This is a genomic window from Vibrio sp. 10N.222.54.E6, from assembly GCF_041473955.1.
Lineage (GTDB): Bacteria > Pseudomonadota > Gammaproteobacteria > Enterobacterales > Vibrionaceae > Vibrio > Vibrio tasmaniensis_A.
In genome coordinates, this window is sequence record NZ_JBFRTD010000014.1 from 48,934 (window position 1) to 67,600 (window position 18,667).

At 44.2% G+C, this 18,667-nt stretch carries 17 protein-coding genes; 11 read left to right on the forward strand and 6 right to left on the reverse strand.

Features of this window, described 5'->3' with window-relative positions; translation table 11 throughout:
* Positions 1-209 precede the first annotated feature (209 nt).
* Complete coding sequence (gene rapA / locus AB4513_RS09575; RefSeq protein ID WP_009847841.1) at positions 210-3,119, forward strand: RNA polymerase-associated protein RapA; 2,910 nt, start codon at positions 210-212, stop codon at positions 3,117-3,119.
* A 116-nt stretch (positions 3,120-3,235) separates the two neighbouring features.
* Here the strand turns inward: rapA and AB4513_RS09580 are convergent, their stop codons facing one another.
* On the reverse strand, positions 3,236-4,507 hold the full coding sequence (locus AB4513_RS09580) for an NRAMP family divalent metal transporter (protein WP_009847840.1): 1,272 nt from the start codon (positions 4,505-4,507) through the stop codon (positions 3,236-3,238).
* Positions 4,508-4,665: 158 nt separating this feature from the next.
* Here AB4513_RS09580 and AB4513_RS09585 point away from each other — a divergent pair, with 158 nt between their 5' ends.
* Positions 4,666-5,400 (forward strand): pseudouridine synthase, encoded by a 735-nt coding sequence (locus tag AB4513_RS09585; protein ID WP_102257738.1) that lies wholly within the window; start codon positions 4,666-4,668, stop codon positions 5,398-5,400.
* A gap of 34 nt (positions 5,401-5,434) precedes the next feature.
* Positions 5,435-6,397 carry a D-2-hydroxyacid dehydrogenase gene (locus tag AB4513_RS09590; RefSeq protein ID WP_009847838.1) on the forward strand — a complete coding sequence of 321 codons (963 nt, stop codon included), beginning with the start codon at positions 5,435-5,437 and terminating at the stop codon, positions 6,395-6,397.
* 92 nt (positions 6,398-6,489) lie between these two features.
* Here AB4513_RS09590 and AB4513_RS09595 read toward each other — a convergent pair whose 3' ends face one another.
* The 4 genes from AB4513_RS09595 to argR all read right to left on the reverse strand — a co-directional run bounded on the left by AB4513_RS09595 (position 6,490) and on the right by argR (position 11,652).
* On the reverse strand, positions 6,490-6,927 hold the full coding sequence (locus AB4513_RS09595) for a universal stress protein (protein ID WP_009847837.1): 438 nt from the start codon (positions 6,925-6,927) through the stop codon (positions 6,490-6,492).
* A 107-nt stretch (positions 6,928-7,034) separates the two neighbouring features.
* Positions 7,035-9,614 (reverse strand): TRAP transporter permease, encoded by a 2,580-nt coding sequence (locus tag AB4513_RS09600; RefSeq protein WP_102257737.1) that lies wholly within the window; start codon positions 9,612-9,614, stop codon positions 7,035-7,037.
* A 255-nt stretch (positions 9,615-9,869) separates the two neighbouring features.
* Positions 9,870-10,838: a TAXI family TRAP transporter solute-binding subunit gene (locus tag AB4513_RS09605; RefSeq protein WP_009847835.1), complete on the reverse strand. Its 969-nt coding sequence runs from the start codon at positions 10,836-10,838 to the stop codon at positions 9,870-9,872.
* A 343-nt stretch (positions 10,839-11,181) separates the two neighbouring features.
* On the reverse strand, positions 11,182-11,652 hold the full coding sequence (argR, locus tag AB4513_RS09610) for a transcriptional regulator ArgR (protein WP_004735909.1): 471 nt from the start codon (positions 11,650-11,652) through the stop codon (positions 11,182-11,184).
* A 332-nt stretch (positions 11,653-11,984) separates the two neighbouring features.
* On the opposite strand from argR, the gene mdh reads away from it, so the two are divergent.
* Positions 11,985-12,920, forward strand: coding sequence for a malate dehydrogenase (mdh, locus tag AB4513_RS09615; protein WP_009847834.1), 936 nt, complete (start codon positions 11,985-11,987; stop codon positions 12,918-12,920).
* A gap of 130 nt (positions 12,921-13,050) precedes the next feature.
* Positions 13,051-13,242 carry a hypothetical protein gene (locus tag AB4513_RS09620; RefSeq protein ID WP_009847833.1) on the forward strand — a complete coding sequence of 64 codons (192 nt, stop codon included), beginning with the start codon at positions 13,051-13,053 and terminating at the stop codon, positions 13,240-13,242.
* A gap of 88 nt (positions 13,243-13,330) precedes the next feature.
* Here AB4513_RS09620 and ispB read toward each other — a convergent pair whose 3' ends face one another.
* Entirely contained in the window at positions 13,331-14,302 is a 972-nt protein-coding gene (ispB, locus tag AB4513_RS09625; protein ID WP_009847832.1) for an octaprenyl diphosphate synthase, read from the reverse strand.
* 268 nt (positions 14,303-14,570) lie between these two features.
* On the opposite strand from ispB, the gene rplU reads away from it, so the two are divergent.
* From rplU to folA, 6 genes are all read left to right on the forward strand, one after another.
* Positions 14,571-14,882, forward strand: coding sequence for a 50S ribosomal protein L21 (rplU, locus tag AB4513_RS09630; RefSeq protein ID WP_004740823.1), 312 nt, complete (start codon positions 14,571-14,573; stop codon positions 14,880-14,882).
* Between the two features lie 19 nt (positions 14,883-14,901).
* Entirely contained in the window at positions 14,902-15,159 is a 258-nt protein-coding gene (gene rpmA, locus AB4513_RS09635; protein WP_004735905.1) for a 50S ribosomal protein L27, read from the forward strand.
* Between the two features lie 322 nt (positions 15,160-15,481).
* Entirely contained in the window at positions 15,482-16,654 is a 1,173-nt protein-coding gene (gene cgtA / locus AB4513_RS09640) for an Obg family GTPase CgtA (RefSeq protein ID WP_009847831.1), read from the forward strand.
* Positions 16,655-16,823: 169 nt separating this feature from the next.
* Complete coding sequence (locus AB4513_RS09645; RefSeq protein ID WP_004735903.1) at positions 16,824-17,591, forward strand: threonine/serine exporter ThrE family protein; 768 nt, start codon at positions 16,824-16,826, stop codon at positions 17,589-17,591.
* Positions 17,591-18,064, forward strand: a complete 474-nt coding sequence (locus tag AB4513_RS09650; protein ID WP_009847830.1) for a threonine/serine exporter family protein — start codon at positions 17,591-17,593, stop codon at positions 18,062-18,064. Before AB4513_RS09645 ends, AB4513_RS09650 begins: the two co-directional genes overlap by 1 nt.
* Positions 18,065-18,104: 40 nt before the next feature.
* Positions 18,105-18,584 carry a type 3 dihydrofolate reductase gene (gene folA / locus AB4513_RS09655; RefSeq protein ID WP_009847829.1) on the forward strand — a complete coding sequence of 160 codons (480 nt, stop codon included), beginning with the start codon at positions 18,105-18,107 and terminating at the stop codon, positions 18,582-18,584.
* Positions 18,585-18,667: the final 83 nt, after the last annotated feature.

Here is an 18,667-nt window from a genome sequence, read left to right on the forward strand (position 1 = left end):
AGGCGTGACCTAAATCACAGCATCGAGTAAGATTAGCGACCTTTTTCTGCACCATTTTCTCAAGATATTTATTATTAAGAGCGCACTTAAAAAGTGGCTGCAAACTAGGCATTTTTGGCTATATTTTTAGTTCAAGAGCAATAACGTTCTTGTTTGAAATTGCAGTTAGAAAGACCAAATTCCAACTATAAGATTGAGGTAGTCGATTCATGACATTTGCTTTGGGGCAACGCTGGATAAGCGATACGGAGAGCGATTTAGGTTTAGGTACCGTTGTAGCAATGGATGCTCGCACAGTAACAGTAATGTTTGCTGCGTCAGAAGAAAACCGCGTCTATGCACGCACAGATGCTCCCGTAACCCGAGTGGCGTTCAATGTAGGCGATGTCATCGAATGCCAAGAAGGTTGGTCTTTATCTGTTGAAGAAGTTATCGAAGATAAAGGGCTACTGACTTATTTGGGTATTCGTGAAGATACTCAAGAGACAGAGGTGACTCTGCGTGAAATCTTTTTAAGTAACCAGATCCGCTTTAACAAGCCACAAGATAAGCTGTACGCAGGTCAAATCGACCGTATGGATAACTTTGCGTTGCGCTACCGTGCTTTAAGCAACCAATACCAACAACATAAGAGCCCAATGCGCGGCTTGTGTGGTATGCGTGCAGGTCTTATCCCTCATCAGCTTTACATTGCTCATGAAGTCGGTCGTCGTCACGCTCCACGCGTTTTACTGGCTGATGAAGTTGGCCTAGGTAAAACCATAGAAGCGGGTATGATTATCCACCAGCAGGTGTTGTCTGGCCGTGCGGAACGTATTCTTATTGTGGTTCCTGAAACACTACAACACCAATGGCTAGTTGAGATGATGCGCCGTTTCAACCTGCACTTCTCTATCTTTGATGAAGAGCGTTGTATTGAATCTTTTGCAGAATCAGATAATCCATTCGATACACAGCAATACGTCCTGTGTTCTTTGGATTTCCTACGCAAGAGCCGTAAGCGCTACGAGCAAGCACTTGAAGGTGAGTGGGATTTGTTGGTTGTCGATGAAGCGCACCACCTTGAGTGGAGCCAAGACAAACCGAGCCGCGAATACCAAGTGGTTGAAGGATTAGCTGAAAACACGTCTGGTGTATTGCTACTGACAGCGACCCCTGAACAGCTGGGTCGTGAGAGTCACTTTGCGCGTCTGCGTCTGCTTGATCCTGATCGCTTCTACGATTACGAAGCATTCGTTGAAGAAGAAGACCAATATGCGCCAGTTGCTGATGCAGTAACGGCATTGTTCTCTGGCGTGAAGCTTGAAAACAGCGCGAAGAACCAAATTACAGAACTTCTGTCTGAGCAAGATGTTGAGCCACTGTTCCGTGTTATCGAAGGTGATAGCAGCGAAGAAGAGCAAGCCTTAGCTCGCCAAGAACTGATTGATAACCTTATGGATCGCCATGGTACTGGCCGTGTTCTTTTTAGAAATACACGTGCTGCAATCAAAGGCTTCCCTAAGCGTAATGTAAACCTACTGCCGATGGACATTCCAACGCAGTACACAACCTCGATGCGTGTATCGGGCATGATCGGTGGCAAGATGGCACCAGAAGCTCGAGCGATGAAGATGTTGTATCCAGAAGAGATCTTCCAAGAATTTGAAGGTGAAGATTCAAGCTGGTGGCAGTTCGATTCACGTGTGAACTGGTTGATTGAAAAAATCCAAGACAAGCGCAGCGAAAAGATCCTAGTGATCGCTTCTCGTGCAAGTACTGCTTTGCAATTAGAACAAGCACTGCGTGAGCGTGAAGGTGTGCGTGCAACGGTATTCCACGAAGGCATGTCGATTCTAGAGCGTGATAAAGCTGCGGCTTACTTTGCTCAAGAAGAGGGCGGCGCTCAGGTTCTTATCTGTAGCGAAATCGGTTCTGAAGGTCGTAACTTCCAGTTTGCTAACCAGTTAGTGATGTTCGATCTTCCGTTTAACCCGGATTTGCTTGAACAACGTATTGGTCGTTTGGACCGTATCGGTCAACTTCGAGATATCGACATTCATGTCCCTTACCTAAAAGGCACATCGCAAGCGATTCTAGCGCGTTGGTTCGATGAAGGTTTGAATGCATTCGCAGAGACTTGTCCTACTGGTCGCACGGTTTACGATAAGTATTCTGATGTACTGATCGAAATGCTGGCTTCTGGTAACACTGAGCAGCTTGATGAAGTCATTGAAGAATCAGCGAAGCTCAATCAAAGCCTGAAATCGGATCTAGAAAAAGGCCGAGATCGCCTACTAGAGATGCATTCAAATGGTGGCGATAAAGCCCATGAGATTGCTGAAAAGATCGCGTCTACTGATGGTGATACTAACCTAGTTTCTTTTGCACTGAGCCTGTTTGACACCATTGGTCTGAACCAAGATGACAAGGGTGAAAATGCACTAGTTGTGACACCTTCTGAACACATGATGGTGCCAAGCTACCCAGGCTTACCTTATGAAGGTGCAACGATTACGTTTGACCGTGAAACCGCGCTTTCTCGTGAAGACATGAATTTTATTAGCTGGGAACACCCAATGATTCAGGGCGGTATTGATCTGCTATTGAGTGAAGGTGTGGGTGCGTCTGCGGTATCTCTACTGAAGAACAAAGCGCTGCCAGTCGGTACGATTCTACTTGAGTTGGTTTACCTTGTTGATGCACAAGCGCCAAAGCGCAGCGGTATCAGCCAGTTCCTGCCTAAGACGCCGATTCGCTTGATGATGGATGGTCGTGGTAACGATTTATCTGCTCAGGTTGAATTCGATAGCTTTAACCGTCAACTAAGCCCGGTAAACCGTCATTTAGCGAGCAAGCTAGTGAACTCGGTACAAGGTGAGATTCACAAACTAATCGAAGCAGGTGAGACGCATGTACTGCCGAAGGTTGAAGAGGTTCGTCAACAAGCTCAGAAAGATATGCAAACTAACTTGAACGGTGAGTTAGAGCGTCTACAAGCGCTTAAAGCGGTTAACCCTAACATTCGTGATGAAGAGCTAGAGGTTATCGAAGCTCAAATCAACGAACTGACAGGTTACATCAGCAAGGCTCAGGTTCAGCTTGATTCGCTACGTTTGATTGTGGTTTCTCACAACTAGTTTTGAATTAGCTAAATGCTTTAACGAAATAAGGCCTTCATCATGAAGGCCTTATTTGTATCTATAACTTAGTTAAGAGCTTGGTTAACAGTTTGGCTAAGAATTTGGAGAGCAGATTACATCAACCATTTCCACCAAACGAACAGAGCTAAGAAGCCAAATAGGTAAACAAGGCCTACCACAGACAACCATTTTAGCTTAGTGCCAATCGCCAATCCTTCAGGAAGCTTAGTTTTGCTTACTAAGATGAAGTTAAGCAATGCGAAGAATGGCGTAGTAGCAAAGGCAAGCACCATCGCAAAATCAAGCATTGGCATCAGTGCTGCGCTGAAGAACATCACAATTGCGAGTGCCGCGAGAGAGACAATGATGATCCAGCCTTGCAGCATTTTTGGGCTCGATTCTTTTTTCAATAACAGGCGCTGTGATTCGGCAAGCACGCGTGAGTAACCATCGATAACGGTAATGGTACTGCCAAAGATACAGAAGAAGGCGATAAGAGCGATCAGTGGGCGAGACCATTCACCAATCGTGGAAGCGTAGATGCCGACCAATTGATGGGTGAAGCCAACACCAGAGCGAGACAATTCAACGCCTGTTCCATGAAGTACTAGTGTACCTAAAGCAACGAATACCAAAGCAAGCAGTGCCGTACCAATGTAGCCTACGTTGAAATCGAACAGTGCAGATTGAGCGGTCACTTCTTGTTTCTCTTTTTGGCTTTTTAGCCACATAGAGGTGATGCTTGATATCTCGATAGGCGCGGGCATCCAACCCATAGTGACAACGATAAAGCCAATAGCTGCCAATGACCAAGGTGATGGTGGAACAAAAGCCGCATCAGGTTCAACTGGAGAGCCGATAGCAATAGCGACTGCAGCCAAGGTTGTGATGGTCAGGATCGCCATGATCGCTTTAGACAGTGTATCGAGCGCGCGATAATGGCCAGCGAATAGAATGATCAAGCACGTAGCTAAAACGATCATGCACAATGTGCTGGTGGCCAAATCAAAAGGAATAAAGTAACTCAGTAAGCTTGCACTGAATAGCAGTAAGGCTGCGGTATTTACCACGGCGGAAATGGCACTTAGTATCGAAAAGATAACAAGGTAAGGTCGACCGAGGTTAGAATATCCTTCCACCAAGCTTTGCCCAGTACCAAGGGTATATTGGATGCCGGCTCTAAAGAATGGGTACTTAAATACGTTAACTAAAAGAATCAGTGCGGCTAGTTGCCATCCATAAATAGCGCCAGCTTTCGTTGAAGCGACTAAGTGAGATCCACCGACCGCAGCTGCGGCCATCATGATTCCTGGGCCAAAAGATTTAATCAGGCTTGAAAGTGGTGTGGAGGTTGGTGTTGAGGTGGTTTTAGCCGTACTTTCCATCGTTTTTCCTTTGAGGCTTAGTTCTTATTTTCCGTTACCTTATCAATACCATGTTTCGTAATTTCGTCAACTTTTATGTACAAAAGTGTTTAAAATTGTATTTTTTAATAAACGAATCGACCATGAGTTATTTATTAACCAGTAATTAAGAGGCTCTAATGGCGTTAGAACAGTACACACCACCACGTGAATCGTGGACTGATATTATCTATCAAGATGATGATATTCTTGTGGTGAACAAGCCAGCAGGCCTGCTTTCGGTACCGGGGAGACTGCCGGAGCACTACGACAGTATGTGGAGTCGGTTGGTTGTCGAATTTCCGGAGATTCAAGTTGTGCATCGGTTGGATATGTCTACATCAGGCTTGATGCTATTGGCTAAGCATAAACAGGCTGAGCGGCATTTGAAGAAGCAATTTCAATATCGACTGACACACAAACTTTATTACGCACGAGTGTGGGGTTCAATGGAAGACAAGGCAGGTTTGATTGACCTTCCTCTTATTTGCGATTGGACGAATCGCCCTAGACAGAAAGTGTGTTTCGACGATGGTAAACCATCTCAGACTCGCTATGTGGTTGAGCAACAAGAGCCTCAAACGACATTATTGAAATTGCTGCCGATCACTGGTCGCTCTCATCAGTTGCGTGTTCACTGCATGGAGCTAGGGAATCCAATTGTGGGCGACGAGTTTTATGCAACACCAGATGCGTTTAATTATAGTGACAGGTTAGCTTTACACGCATGTGAACTGAGTTTTTATCATCCGGCTAATAATCAGCTTTTCAAAGCTTTCGTGCCATGTGATTTTTACCCTCAAGCATCGCCACAAATCGAGCAGCACTTTGAAATTGCGCCAGAGCTTCCAGACTACAGTAAGCTAAAAGCTTAGAATGGTTAAATTAATACCAATGCAAGGACGTACAATGCCGAAGTTGAAAGTGGTCTTTCTCGACCGAGCTACCATCCCATCTCAAATACATTTAAAACCCCTTAGCTTTGAGCATCAGTGGGTGGAGTATGACTTCACTTCGCCAGAACAAGTGTCTGAACGAATAGAAGGCGCTGATGTTGTTATTACCAACAAGGTCGTGCTTAACGAATCGAATTTGGCTCAAGCACAACAACTTAAGCTAATAGCTGTTTCAGCAACGGGTGTGAACAATGTCGATGTTGGCTACTGCAAGAGTAACAACATAGCGGTGACAAACGTGCAAGGCTACGCGACTCAATCGGTACCTGAACATGTTATCGCGATGCTGTTTACGCTTAAGCGAAACCTCGTTGGTTATCATCAAGATATCGAGGCTGGCGAGTGGCAAAAGGACAAACAATTCTGTTTCTTTACTCATCCGATTCAAGATGTTGCAGGCAGTACATTGGGCTTAATCGGGAGTGGTAGCTTAGGGCAAGCGACCGCGATATTAGCAAAAGCGATTGGTATGAATGTCATCTTTACTGAGCGTAAAGGGGCTGATTCTTGTCGAGAAGGGTATCTACCTTTTGATACGGTGTTACAGCAAGCGGATGCGATCAGCTTACATTGTCCATTAACTGAAGCGACTCGAAATCTGATTTCAGAGCGAGAGCTAACCATGATGAAATCAAGTGCGGTATTAATTAATGCTGGCCGTGGTGGACTTGTCGATGAGCAGGCCTTAGTTGAAGCTTTGAAAAGTAATGAGATTGCAGGTGCGGGCATGGATGTGTTTACACAAGAACCTGCAGATAATTCGAATCCACTATTGGCTAACAGCCACTTACCTAATTTACTGCTAACACCACATGTGGCGTGGGGCAGCGACAGTTCAATTCAAAAACTGTCTGATATCTTAATCGATAATATTGATGGGTTTGTTGCAGGTAATCCGCAGAACTTAGTGAGTTGATTGAAGAATTGAATGGTGCAAGCACAAAATAAAAAAAGGTTGGCTTTTAGGCCAACCTTTTTAGATTTAGATCGTTGTGTCGATTAAGTGATTTAGCCTTGCGGCTTAACTACCAATACATTGATTGGTGAGTTCTGAACCACTTTGCTTGCAACAGAACCCAGTACAACCTTGTCGATTTTCGAGCGCTTATGACTAGGCATCACGATAAGATCTGCCCCTAGTTTCTCTGCGCAATCAAGAATCGTTGTGTAGGCCTTGCCTTCGGCAACGTGAACTTTATAGATCACATCATCGTCAATATGCTTATCAGCAAATTCTTTCAGCTGATTTTTAACATCAAGCTTCATTTGGTTTGCTGCATCTTTCGGGAAGTAAGACGCTACCATCGACATGTGGATGCCCGGTAATACGTTCAGAATGTGGATCTCAGCATTACTGTGTTTCGCGTGCCATACCGCTAGCTCGACCGCTTTATCAGAAAAGCCTTTGTCGTTCAGATCAACGGGAACAAGGATTTGTCTATACATGTATTCGTCTCTTTTTGAGCAGCGCCGAGTACATACCAAGCGCTGTAATTATCTTTTCCATGTAGTAAAAAAGCCAAATAGAGTAGAGCGCTATTTGGCTCTATCCATTACGCGCTAATCTCATCCTTACGAGCACGCCTTCTTTGGTTCATCGCTAAACCAATCAAAATTAATAGGGCAGGTAAGAATACCCACTCTTTCATTGGTCGTTCTGCATCTTGGATAACGGATTTAATTTCCCAATCAAAGTCAATGCCAGCAGCTTCAGCAGGGCTACCAAACTCAACCATATCAACAATCATCTTGTCGTCAGCTTGGGTCAGCATTAGGCCCATTGAAGCAATGCGGTCTTCACTTGTTGTCGCAGAATCTTCAAACGGAAGGCGAACTGTTTTCTCAGAATAGTTACCTTCTAAGTTTTCGCCACCGACTCTCAATTCAAGTGATTGTCCCACAGATAGATTTTCTGTGATTTGAGCGATCTCAACTCCAGGTGAAAGAACTTTCTCTGGATAAATCATGTCCCACCAGAAGCCAGGGCGGAAGAAAGAGAAGGTCAGAACGATAAGCAGTATAGTTTCCCACCACTTGTTCTTAGTGAACCACCAACCTTGTGTCGCTGCTGCAAAGATAAGTACCGCAGTAACCGAAGAGAAAATCGTCAGTGCTAAGTGCCACCAAGAATCAATGCCCATCAACAGTAGTTGGGTGTTGAAGATGAACATGAACGGCAATATCGCGGTCCGGATATCGTAGGTAAAACCTTGAATACCGGTACGAATCGGGTCTGATTTAGCAATCGCAGCGGCCGCAAATGCAGCCAAACCTACCGGAGGTGTATCGTCCGCAAGAATACCGAAGTAGAACACGAATAAGTGAACCGCAATCAGTGGAATGATCAAGCCGTGCGCTGCACCTAAGGTAACAATTACTGGTGCCATCAATGTTGATACAACGATGTAGTTCGCCGTTGTTGGCAAGCCCATACCTAAGATCAAGCTGATTACCGCAGTGAATAACAACATTAGAATGATGCTACCGCCTGAGATGAACTCAACAAAATCGGTCATTACAAGGCCGATACCTGTCAGCGTTACCACGCCTACAACCGTACCAGCTGCAGCTGTCGCTACACCGATACCGATCATGTTACGTGCGCCTGAAACTAAGCTCTCTGCTAGATCAACGAAGCCTGCTTTTGTTTGTTCTGCGAGATCGTCTGATTTGTTCATCAGAGTCATTAAAGGACGCTGAGTGATCAGAATGAAGATCATGAACACGGTCGCCCAGAATGCCGACAGACCTGGAGAGAAACGTTCAACCGTTAAACACCAAACTAGAACTACGATAGGCAGTAGGAAGTGAAGGCCAGACTTAATCGTTGGGCCTGGATCAGGTACTTCTGTTAGGTTCTCGTCGATTTCCATGCCACCTTCAGCTGCGTATTTAGCAGAAACACGAACCAGAGCGACATAAGAGACTAATAGAGCAACAGTCACAATTGGTGTGGCTGCAGCGCCAAAGACATCTTTTGTCCAGCCGACACCGTAGTAAACCGCTGCACTGATGACACATAGGCCTAAGATAGTACCAGTGAAAGAGAGTAGGCTTTGCACGATAGTTGGTGTGTGACGACGAGGTAAGCCCGTCATACCTGCTTTACATGCCTCTAAGTGAACAATGTAAATCAGGGCGATGTAAGAGATCAGAGCGGGCAGTAGTGCTGCTTTGATTACTTCTACGTAAGAGATGCCCACGTACTCAACCATCAAGAATGCTGCTGCACCCATGATCGGTGGTGTTAATTGACCATTGGTTGAAGCTGCGACTTCTACTGCACCCGCTTTTGTTCCCGGGAAACCAACACGCTTCATTAGCGGGATAGTAAAGGTACCAGTGGTAACTACGTTAGCAATCGAAGAACCTGATACCAGACCAGATAAACCAGATGCTACAACGGCTGCTTTCGCTGGGCCGCCCTTCATGTGGCCAAGCAGAGAGAATGCCACTTTGATGAAGTAAGCACCTGCACCCGCGCGCTCAAGCATTGCACCAAACAGTACAAACAAGAATACAAATGACGTTGATACGCCAAGAGCAACACCGAACACACCTTCTGTTGTTAACCACAGATGCGACATTGCCTTGTTCAGGCTCGCACCTTTGTGGGCGATAACGTCTGGCATGTGTGGACCGCCAAAGGTGTAAAGTAAGAAGACTGCTGCCACAACCATAAGAGGTGGACCTAAAGCGCGTCGTGTTGCCTCAAGCAGTAGAACCATACCGAATACGGCCGCAACAATATCGAATGTTGTTGGTGCACCCGAGCGTTCAGCGAGCTGAGTATAGAAAATATAGATATAAGAAGCTGAAAAGCTACCTACAAGCGCTAGTATCCAGTCGACAGCTGGGATGCGATCCCTAGGCGAATTCTTCATGGCTGGATAAGCGGTAAAGGCTAGGAGAATAGCAAACGTAAGGTGAATTGCTCGAGCTTCAGTGTCGTTTAAAATTGCGAAGTTAAAAATGAATGGCAGCGGAGATGCATACCAAAGTTGGAACAGTGACCAACATAGAGGCACAAACCATAAAATACGGCCTTGGATACCACGAGGGCTACGCGCACCAGTATCTGATTGTGCCACCATTTCTTGCACATCTGGAGACGGTGATGTTGTCTGCGTCATGTACTTTATCCTTATTATTGATGGTCTGCCTTTTGTTACGAACAACTAAACGTGATTTCTTTCCTATCTAGTGTAGTGAATGGATAGAGAAATGCGTTCTTTGTTCGTCTTTGTCTTAGGCTTGATACGAAGGTAAATCCTCCAAATTGGAGAAACTTAAAGGGTTGTTCTTTTCACTTAAATTATTTTTATAAAACGTGAAAATCCAATAAGGAGGACTAGCCTCCTTATTGGTTTAGTAGGCTTAAAGTAGAGTTACTTTAGAAGACCTACTTCTTTGTAGTATTTTGCGGCACCTGGGTGAAGAGGGATAGAGATACCCGCTTTAACCATGTCTTCTTTTTTCAGGTTAGCAAATGCTGGGTGCAGACGTTTGAATGTTGCGAAGTTTTCAAATACTGCTTTAGCAACGTTGTATGCTACTTCATCTGAAACGTCTGAAGTTGTTACCATAGTTGCAGCAACACCAAAGCTATTTACGTCAGCATCTGTACCGCGGTACATACCAGCAGGTACTGTGCTGTATGCGTAGTATGGGTTTTCAGCTACGATCTTGTCGATCTGTGGACCTGTTGCAGAAACCAGTTTTGCATCACAAGACGTTGTCGCTTCTTTAATTGATCCGTTCGGGTGACCAACCATGTAGATGAATGCATCAATCTTGTTATCACAAAGTGCTTGTGAACGCTCAGAACCTTTCAGTTCAGAAGCAAGCTTGAAGCTATCGTTAGTCCAGCCCATAGAGTCCATTACAACACCCATCGTTGCACGGTCGCCAGAACCCGGGTTACCAATGTTGACACGCTTACCAGCTAGGTCTGAAACATTGTTAATACCTGCATCGGTGCGAGCGATGATGTTGAACGGTTCTGTATGTAGAGAGAACATAGCACGAAGTTTCTTGTATTCGCCTTGGTCTTTGAACTTACTTGTACCGTTGTAGCCGTGGTATTGCCAGTCCGATTGAACAACACCGAAATCTAGTTCACCAGCACGGATGGTATTAACGTTGTAGATTGAACCGCCAGTAGACTCGACAGAACAACGAATGTTGTGGTCTTTACGGCCTTTGTTCACTAGCTTACAAATTGCACCACCAGTCGGGTAATAAACACCCGTTACTGAACCAGTACCAATTGTGATGAACTCTTGAGCGTTAACTGCGCCAGCGCCCATTACAGCAGCTGCAATAGCCCCAACTTTAATCAGTTTGGTAAATGCCATGAATTTCCCTTCCTTTATTCATTATTAACCCTGAAACAAGTGTAGTCGTTTCTGGAGTTTCCTATTTGGAAACGGCACCTTTTTCAATCCATGTGATGAAAAAGTGGCTGAATAATATCAAAAATTGGCAGAAAATTACTCAAATGTTAAAAGATATAGCGAAAAAATCTAACAAATGACGGTTGGATCTCGTGTTTGATTTGCTATTGAGTTTTTTAAAATCAATGAGTTAGTGATTTTTGGGAGAGGCGGGATAGATATCTTAGGATGTGATTTGGATCACGAACTAAATAGGTGTTTGTGATCCAATAGTAATGGCTGATAGTTATGAAACTGTGAGCAATTATCCTGCGTATTCAAACAGTTCGCATACAGAATCGAACAGTTGCTTAGTGGTAACTGATAAGGTTGGAGTAATGAAGATAGTATCATCTCCAGCAACTACCCCCAGTATGCCTTCTGACTTACCTAATGAATCTAATAAGCGAGCAATAAGCTGCGCGGCACCAGGGCCAGTGTGTATCACAACCAATGCATTGTTGTGATCAATATCTAACACTAACTCTCTTAAAGAGCTCGAAACCGTCGGAACACCAAGTTCAGCAGGAAGACAATAAACCATCTCCATTTTTGCATTGCGTGTTCGCACGGCGCCAAACTTAGTTAACATACGCGAAACTTTAGATTGGTTGATACTTTCAAAGCCTTCATGCTTCAGAGCATCGACAATCTCGCCTTGCGAACCAAAACGTTCTTCTTTTAGTAGTGATTTAAAAGCTCGAACTAAGTTGTCTTGTTTTTCTGTATTGCGCATATGTCATTCTTATTCATTAACAAAGATGTTTGCATATTCTCGCATACATATTCAGTTCTCGCCAAAATATCACGGTAATTTGTTAGTCATATCACTGTAAAAATTTAATAGGATAATGTGTTATTTAAGACGAGTTGTTTTGTCATTTCAAATGATTATCGCCATAATGCGAACTTGCTGTGTAGCACGGTTTTATTGACTTGCGCGAAGTCGCAAAGCTAGCGTTAATTGATTGTAATCACTTTGTGATTAATATAGTTTTTTAACTTAAATTTAGCTCAAGAATTACCCTACAAAGAATCTATAAGAGAAAGCTCTCAAGGAGAATAACAATGAAAGTAGCTGTTATTGGTGCCGCTGGTGGCATCGGTCAAGCCCTAGCCCTACTACTAAAGAACCGCCTGCCTGCTGGTTCAGATCTTGCACTTTACGACATCGCTCCGGTAACCCCGGGGGTTGCTGCCGATCTTAGCCATATCCCAACGCCTGTTTCGATCAAAGGTTACGCGGGTGAAGATCCAACTCCAGCACTTGAAGGTGCGGATGTTGTGCTTATTTCTGCGGGTGTTGCTCGTAAACCTGGTATGGATCGTGCGGATCTTTTCAATGTGAACGCTGGCATTGTTAAGTCTCTAGCTGAAAAAATTGCCGTTACTTGTCCTACTGCTTGTGTTGGTATCATTACTAACCCAGTAAATACAACAGTGCCAATCGCTGCTGAAGTACTTAAGAAAGCGGGCGTTTACGACAAGCGTCGTTTATTCGGTATTACTACTCTTGATGTCATTCGTTCTGAAACGTTCGTTGCTGAGCTGAAAGATAAAGATCCAGGCGACATTCGTGTTCCTGTTATCGGTGGTCACTCAGGTGTAACGATCCTTCCTCTGCTTTCTCAAGTTGAAGGTGTTGAGTTTACTGACGAAGAAATCGCAGCGCTAACAACTCGCATCCAAAACGCGGGTACTGAAGTAGTAGAAGCTAAAGCGGGTGGCGGTAGTGCGACCCTATCTATGGGTCAAGCGGCTTGTCGCTTCGGTCTTGCTCTAGTGAAAGCACTTCAAGGCGAAGAGAACGTGATTGAGTGTGCCTACGTTGAAGGTGAAGGCGAGCACGCACCATTCTTCGCACAACCAGTTAAACTTGGCAAAGAAGGCGCTGAAGCGATTCTTAGCTACGGTGAACTGAGCGACTTCGAACGCAATGCACTAGACAGCATGCTAGAAACGCTAAATGGCGATATTGAGATTGGTGTTGAATTCGCTAAATAAGCGATAGATAACTGAACTCTGCTAAAAACGACAGTTAACGAAAGCCGATCATTGCGATCGGCTTTTTTGATCCTTGTATTCAATCCACTCGTAATCTTTTTATAACCACGAAGAATTAGGGTATTGAACGATGACTAGAGTACAAAAAGGGATGAATGTTAACTATCTAGGTCGCTTGGGCAAGATATTGGTTATCGATGAGCAAGAGCAGTTCGCGTTGTTTGAGTCTTACAATAGTCATAAGCAATATGCAGTTCCGTTGGAAGAACTTGAAGAGATCGAAGCGCAACTACCTCTATCGTTAGAATCGAGTCGTTATTGAGACCCAGAGTATTATCTAGCAGGATCAAAAAAAGAGCCAACAGGCTCTTTTTTATTATATAGCTGTCTATTTACTACTTAGCTTCTATTTACTTGCTACGTTTTACTGCAAGGTGAGCTAGCGTAGTTAAAGCCTGCTTGTATTCTGACTCAGGAAGAATAGAAAGCTCAGCAATAGCTTTATCAGCTTCTTCATAGGCTTTATTGGTCGTGTACTCTAACGAGCCAGTCTCTTTCATGACAGACATAATGTCGTCGAGACGTTCCATACCATTAGCTTTTTCAATCGCTTCACGAATCATGCTTGCTTGGTCTGGGGAACCATTGCGCATTGCGTAAAGCAACGGTAACGTCGGTTTGCCTTCTGCTAGGTCATCACCAACATTTTTACCCATCTCTTTACCATCAGCGGTGTAGTCCATCACATCATCAATAAGCTGGAATGCTGTTCCTAGGTACTTACCGTAGTTTTGCATCGCCGTTTCGATCTCAGGTGTAGACTCTGTAAGAATTGCGCCGATTTGGGTTGCGGCTTCAAACAAACGAGCGGTCTTTGAATAGATCACCTGCATATAGCTTTCTTCTGTGGTGTCTGGGTTGTTACAGTTCATCAATTGTTGAACTTCACCCTCGGCAATCACATTTACTGATTCGCTCATTAGCTCAAGGATCCTTAAAGATCCAAGCGTCGTCATCATCTGGAATGAGCGGGTGTAAATAAAATCACCAACCAAAACGCTAGCTGCATTACCAAAAGCCGCATTCGCTGTAGCTTTGCCACGTCGCATGTCTGATTCGTCGACAACATCGTCATGAAGCAGTGTTGCTGTGTGGATAAACTCAATAAAAGCGGCTGAGGTGATGTGAGCTTCACCTTGGTAACCAAGTGCACGAGCTGATAAAAGAGCAAGCAAAGGGCGTAGGCGTTTGCCACCACCGCTAACGATATAAAAACCAAGCTGGTTGATTAAACTTACGTCAGAATTAAGTTGGGCTTGAATTGTTTCATTCACTTTTGCCATATCATTGGCAGTAAGCGTTTGGATAGCTTTAAAATCCATTGTTCATCCGGCTGAAGTTAGACCCTGTAAGGCTTATACGTTGTATTTAATTGTTGAATAATACACTAAAAAACGTTGATTAATACATCACTTAAAGGCATCATTGCCGCACTTTTCTTTGGCGAACATGTTTTCGCCAATATTTTAAAAATATGGCTTGTCATAGCGGCATGATTCCCGTAGAATCTGCGCCCTATTGATTAGTTTAGCGCACACCCGAGTTGTAGAATTAACAACCATAGGCTGTGCGGAAAAAGCGGAGTAAAATATGTACGCTGTTTTCCAATCTGGTGGCAAACAACACCGAGTAAGCGAAGGTCAAACACTTCGTTTAGAGAAATTAGACGTTGAAACTGGTGCAACTGTAGAATTTGATAAAGTTCTTCTTGTTGCTAACGGCGAAGAAATCGCTGTTGGTGCACCTCTTGTTGAAGGTGGCAAGGTTACTGCAGAAGTAGTACAACACGGTCGTGGCGATAAAGTAAAAATCGTTAAGTTCCGTCGTCGTAAGCACTCGCGTAAGCAAGCTGGTCACCGTCAGTGGTTCACAGAAGTGAAAATCACTGGCATTAACGCTTAAGTATTAGGAGAGTTTAACAATGGCACATAAAAAAGCTGGCGGTTCTACTAATAACGGCCGCGATTCAGAAAGCAAACGTCTTGGTGTTAAGCGTTTTGGTGGTGAATCTGTTCTTGCAGGTAACATCATCGTTCGTCAACGTGGTACTAAGTTCCACGCTGGCACAAACGTTGGCATCGGTAAAGACCATACTCTTTTCGCTCTTACTGAAGGTAAAGTGAAATTTGCAGTAAAAGGTCCTAAAAACCGTAAGTTTGTAAGCATCGAAGCTGAGTAATTTAATCTTTTATTAGATTATTTATACTAGCTTTCAAGCTGAATTCAAAAGCCCTGCCGATTCGGCAGGGTTTTTTATTTATAGCGAGAATAAAAAAGTAGACGCTCTGGCTTTAGTTTGAGAAGCAATTTGGTGTTTGATAAGCAGTTTAGTTTTGAGAAGCCGTTTGTTTTTTAAGAAACAGAAAGCAAAGAACCTCTCCTTATTTGTTCCTTGGTTGCAGATCGATCTAGATCTTAGGTGATCGATCTAAACACGGATCTGCTAGAATTTATATCACTCCTTGATGAGTGGTAACGCAACGTAAGTGCGGAGTTAAAAAATGAAATTCGTTGATGAAGCATCAGTAAAAATAGAAGCCGGTGATGGCGGTAATGGTACAGTAAGCTTTTGGCGCGAAAAATTCGTCGCTAAAGGTGGTCCTGACGGCGGTGATGGCGGTGATGGCGGTGATGTTTACATCCAAGCGGATGAGAACTTAAACACACTGATCGATTACCGTTTCCAACGTTTTTACAATGCAGAGCGTGGCGAAAATGGCCGCGGTGGTAACTGTACGGGTAAACGTGGTAAAGATATGACCATGAAAGTACCTGTAGGTACTCGTGCTGTTGATATCCACACTAATGAAATCGTTGCTGAAGTTGCTGAACATGGCAAAAAAGTAATGGTTGGTAAAGGTGGTTGGCACGGTCTTGGTAACACGCGTTTTAAGTCGTCGGTTAACCGTGCTCCTCGTCAAAAGACAATGGGTACTAAAGGTGAAGTTCGCGAACTGCGTTTAGAGCTTCTTCTATTAGCGGATGTTGGTATGCTTGGCTTGCCAAACGCTGGTAAATCTACTTTTATTCGCTCAGTATCTGCTGCGAAACCAAAAGTGGCTGATTACCCGTTTACCACGCTAATCCCTAGCTTAGGTGTGGTAAGTGTTGTCCCTGAGAAGAGTTTCGTCGTTGCCGATATCCCTGGCTTGATCGAAGGCGCAGCTGATGGCGCTGGTCTTGGTATTCGTTTCTTGAAGCACCTTGAGCGTTGTCGCGTTCTTCTGCATATGATCGATATTTTGCCGATCGATGGTTCTGATCCTATTCAGAATGCACTGACGATCATCGATGAGCTTGAGCAATACAGTGAGAAAGTTGCACAGAAACCTCGTTGGTTAGTGTTCAATAAAGTTGACCTAATGCCTGAAGAAGAAGCTGACGAAAAGATTCAAGAAATCGTCGAAGCTTTAGGTTGGGAAGGCGAGTACTTCAAGATCTCTGCTGTAAACAAGATCGGTACCAAAGATCTTTGCTTTAAACTGGGTGAGTTCATGGAGAACCTACCTCGTGAAGTTGAAGCAATTGAAGAAGAAGAAAAAGTTAACTTTATGTGGGATGACTACCATAAAGATGCGATGGCCGGTAAGAATGTCGTGACTGAAGATGACGACGACTGGGATGATTGGGATGACGAAGAAGATGACGGTCATGTTATCTATGTTCGTGATTAATAATCCTCGTAGTTTCTTATAAGCACTTTGGTCGCTTTTTCTAAGATACGCTGATAGTTTTATTAAACCGCAATGAAAATTGCGGTTTTTTTGTATCTAAATCATGACGTCTTGCTGTTTTTTATGCAAAATTTATCTTTAGATAATTAACGCCTATGGGAAGGAAATCATGGCATCAAAGCAAAGAGCGATCTCAAGGTTAGTCGCTCAATCAGGACAAATGTTATTAGCTCATGGCGCCGAGAGCACACTGGTCGGTGACATTATGCGCCGTATCGGTATTGCTTGTGGGGTGAATGAAGTTGAAGTTGCACTATCAGCCAATGCGTTGGTTGTGACAACGGTAATGGATGATCATTGCATAACGACGACTCGAAGTTGTGCTGATCGTGGCATTAATATGCAGGTTATCACCGAGATTCAACGCGTGTGTATCATGATGGAGAAAGGGATTCTTGATTATGATTTAGCTTATAAGAAGATCCAAGGGATCAGTCCCGAACGCTACAACCGTTGGTTAGTTGTCGTAATGATAGGGCTATCGTGTGCTTCTTTTAGCCGTCTTGCTGGCGGAGATTGGCATGTCTTTATGATGACGTTTATAGCTTCGGCTTGCGGTATGATCGTGAGACAAGAGATTGGTCATCGCCATTTCAATCCGTTATTAAATTTCGCTATTACCGCTTTTGTCACCACCACCATTTCAGCTCAGGCAGTGCTCTACAATATTGGTGGTCAACCCACTATCGTGATGGCTTCGTCAGTATTGATGCTAGTGCCCGGTTTTCCTTTGATTAACTCCGTAGCAGATATGCTTAAAGGCCACATTAATATGGGTCTCGCACGCTTCACCATGGCCAGTTTATTAACGTTGGCTACAAGCTTAGGTATTGTCGCAGCGATGAGCCTATCTGACGTATGGGGGTGGGTGAACTAATGACTATTTTTGAACTTTTTGTTGGGTTACTCAACGACATGTTTTTTGCTGCGATTCCTGCGGTTGGTTTTGCATTGGTGTTTAACGTCCCGCAACGAGCGTTGATCTATTGTGCTCTCGGAGGATCCATTGGCCACGGTAGCCGTTACTTAATGATGCATTTCGGCATTCCCATTGAATGGGCGACGTTCTTTGCTGCTACATTGGTCGGCATGATAGGGGTGCACTGGTCGCATAAATTGTTAGCACACCCGAAAGTATTTACGGTTGCAGCCTTGATTCCGATGGTCCCTGGCGTGTTTGCCTTTAAGGCGATGATTGCCATGGTTGAGATTAACCGAGCAGGATACAACCCAGAACTATTGGCATTGTTGATGGAGAACTTTTTGAAATCGATGTTCATTATCGCAGGGCTTGCGGTTGGCTTAGCAGTGCCTGGGCTGTTATTCTACCGTCGTAGACCTATCGTCTAGCTTCAACTTCATTTTCAAGTAAGGACAGGACTTTCGATTTATGATCATCAGCATGATAGCGGCAATGGCGAACAACCGTGTAATTGGTAAAGACAATCAGATGCCTTGGCATTTACCTGCAGATTTCGCATGGTTTAAACGTTCAACTATGGGTAAACCTGTCGTGATGGGACGTAAGACTTACGATTCAATTGGACGTCCTTTACCGGGGAGGCTGAACGTTGTAATCAGCCGCGACGAGAGTTTAGAAATCGGAGGCGTCACGACGGTAACTTCGATTGAAAAAGCACTAGAGCTGGTTAGTGATGTTGATGAAGTGATGATCATCGGTGGCGGTTCAATCTATGAAAGCTGCTTACCAAAAGCGAACAAGTTATACCTGACTTATATCGATTTTGATGTGGATGGTGATACTCAATTCCCAGACTGGGGAGAAGGTTGGAAGCAGAGCTTTAATGATACTTATCAGGCGGATGAGAAAAACAAGCACAATATGGAGTTTGTGGTTCTCGAGCGTTAACGGTGGTTATTAAGCGTTAGGCTCTGAAAATGCTTGCGTTACTGTGCCCAGCTAGCGCAAGCTTCTCGTATCTCGTATCTCGT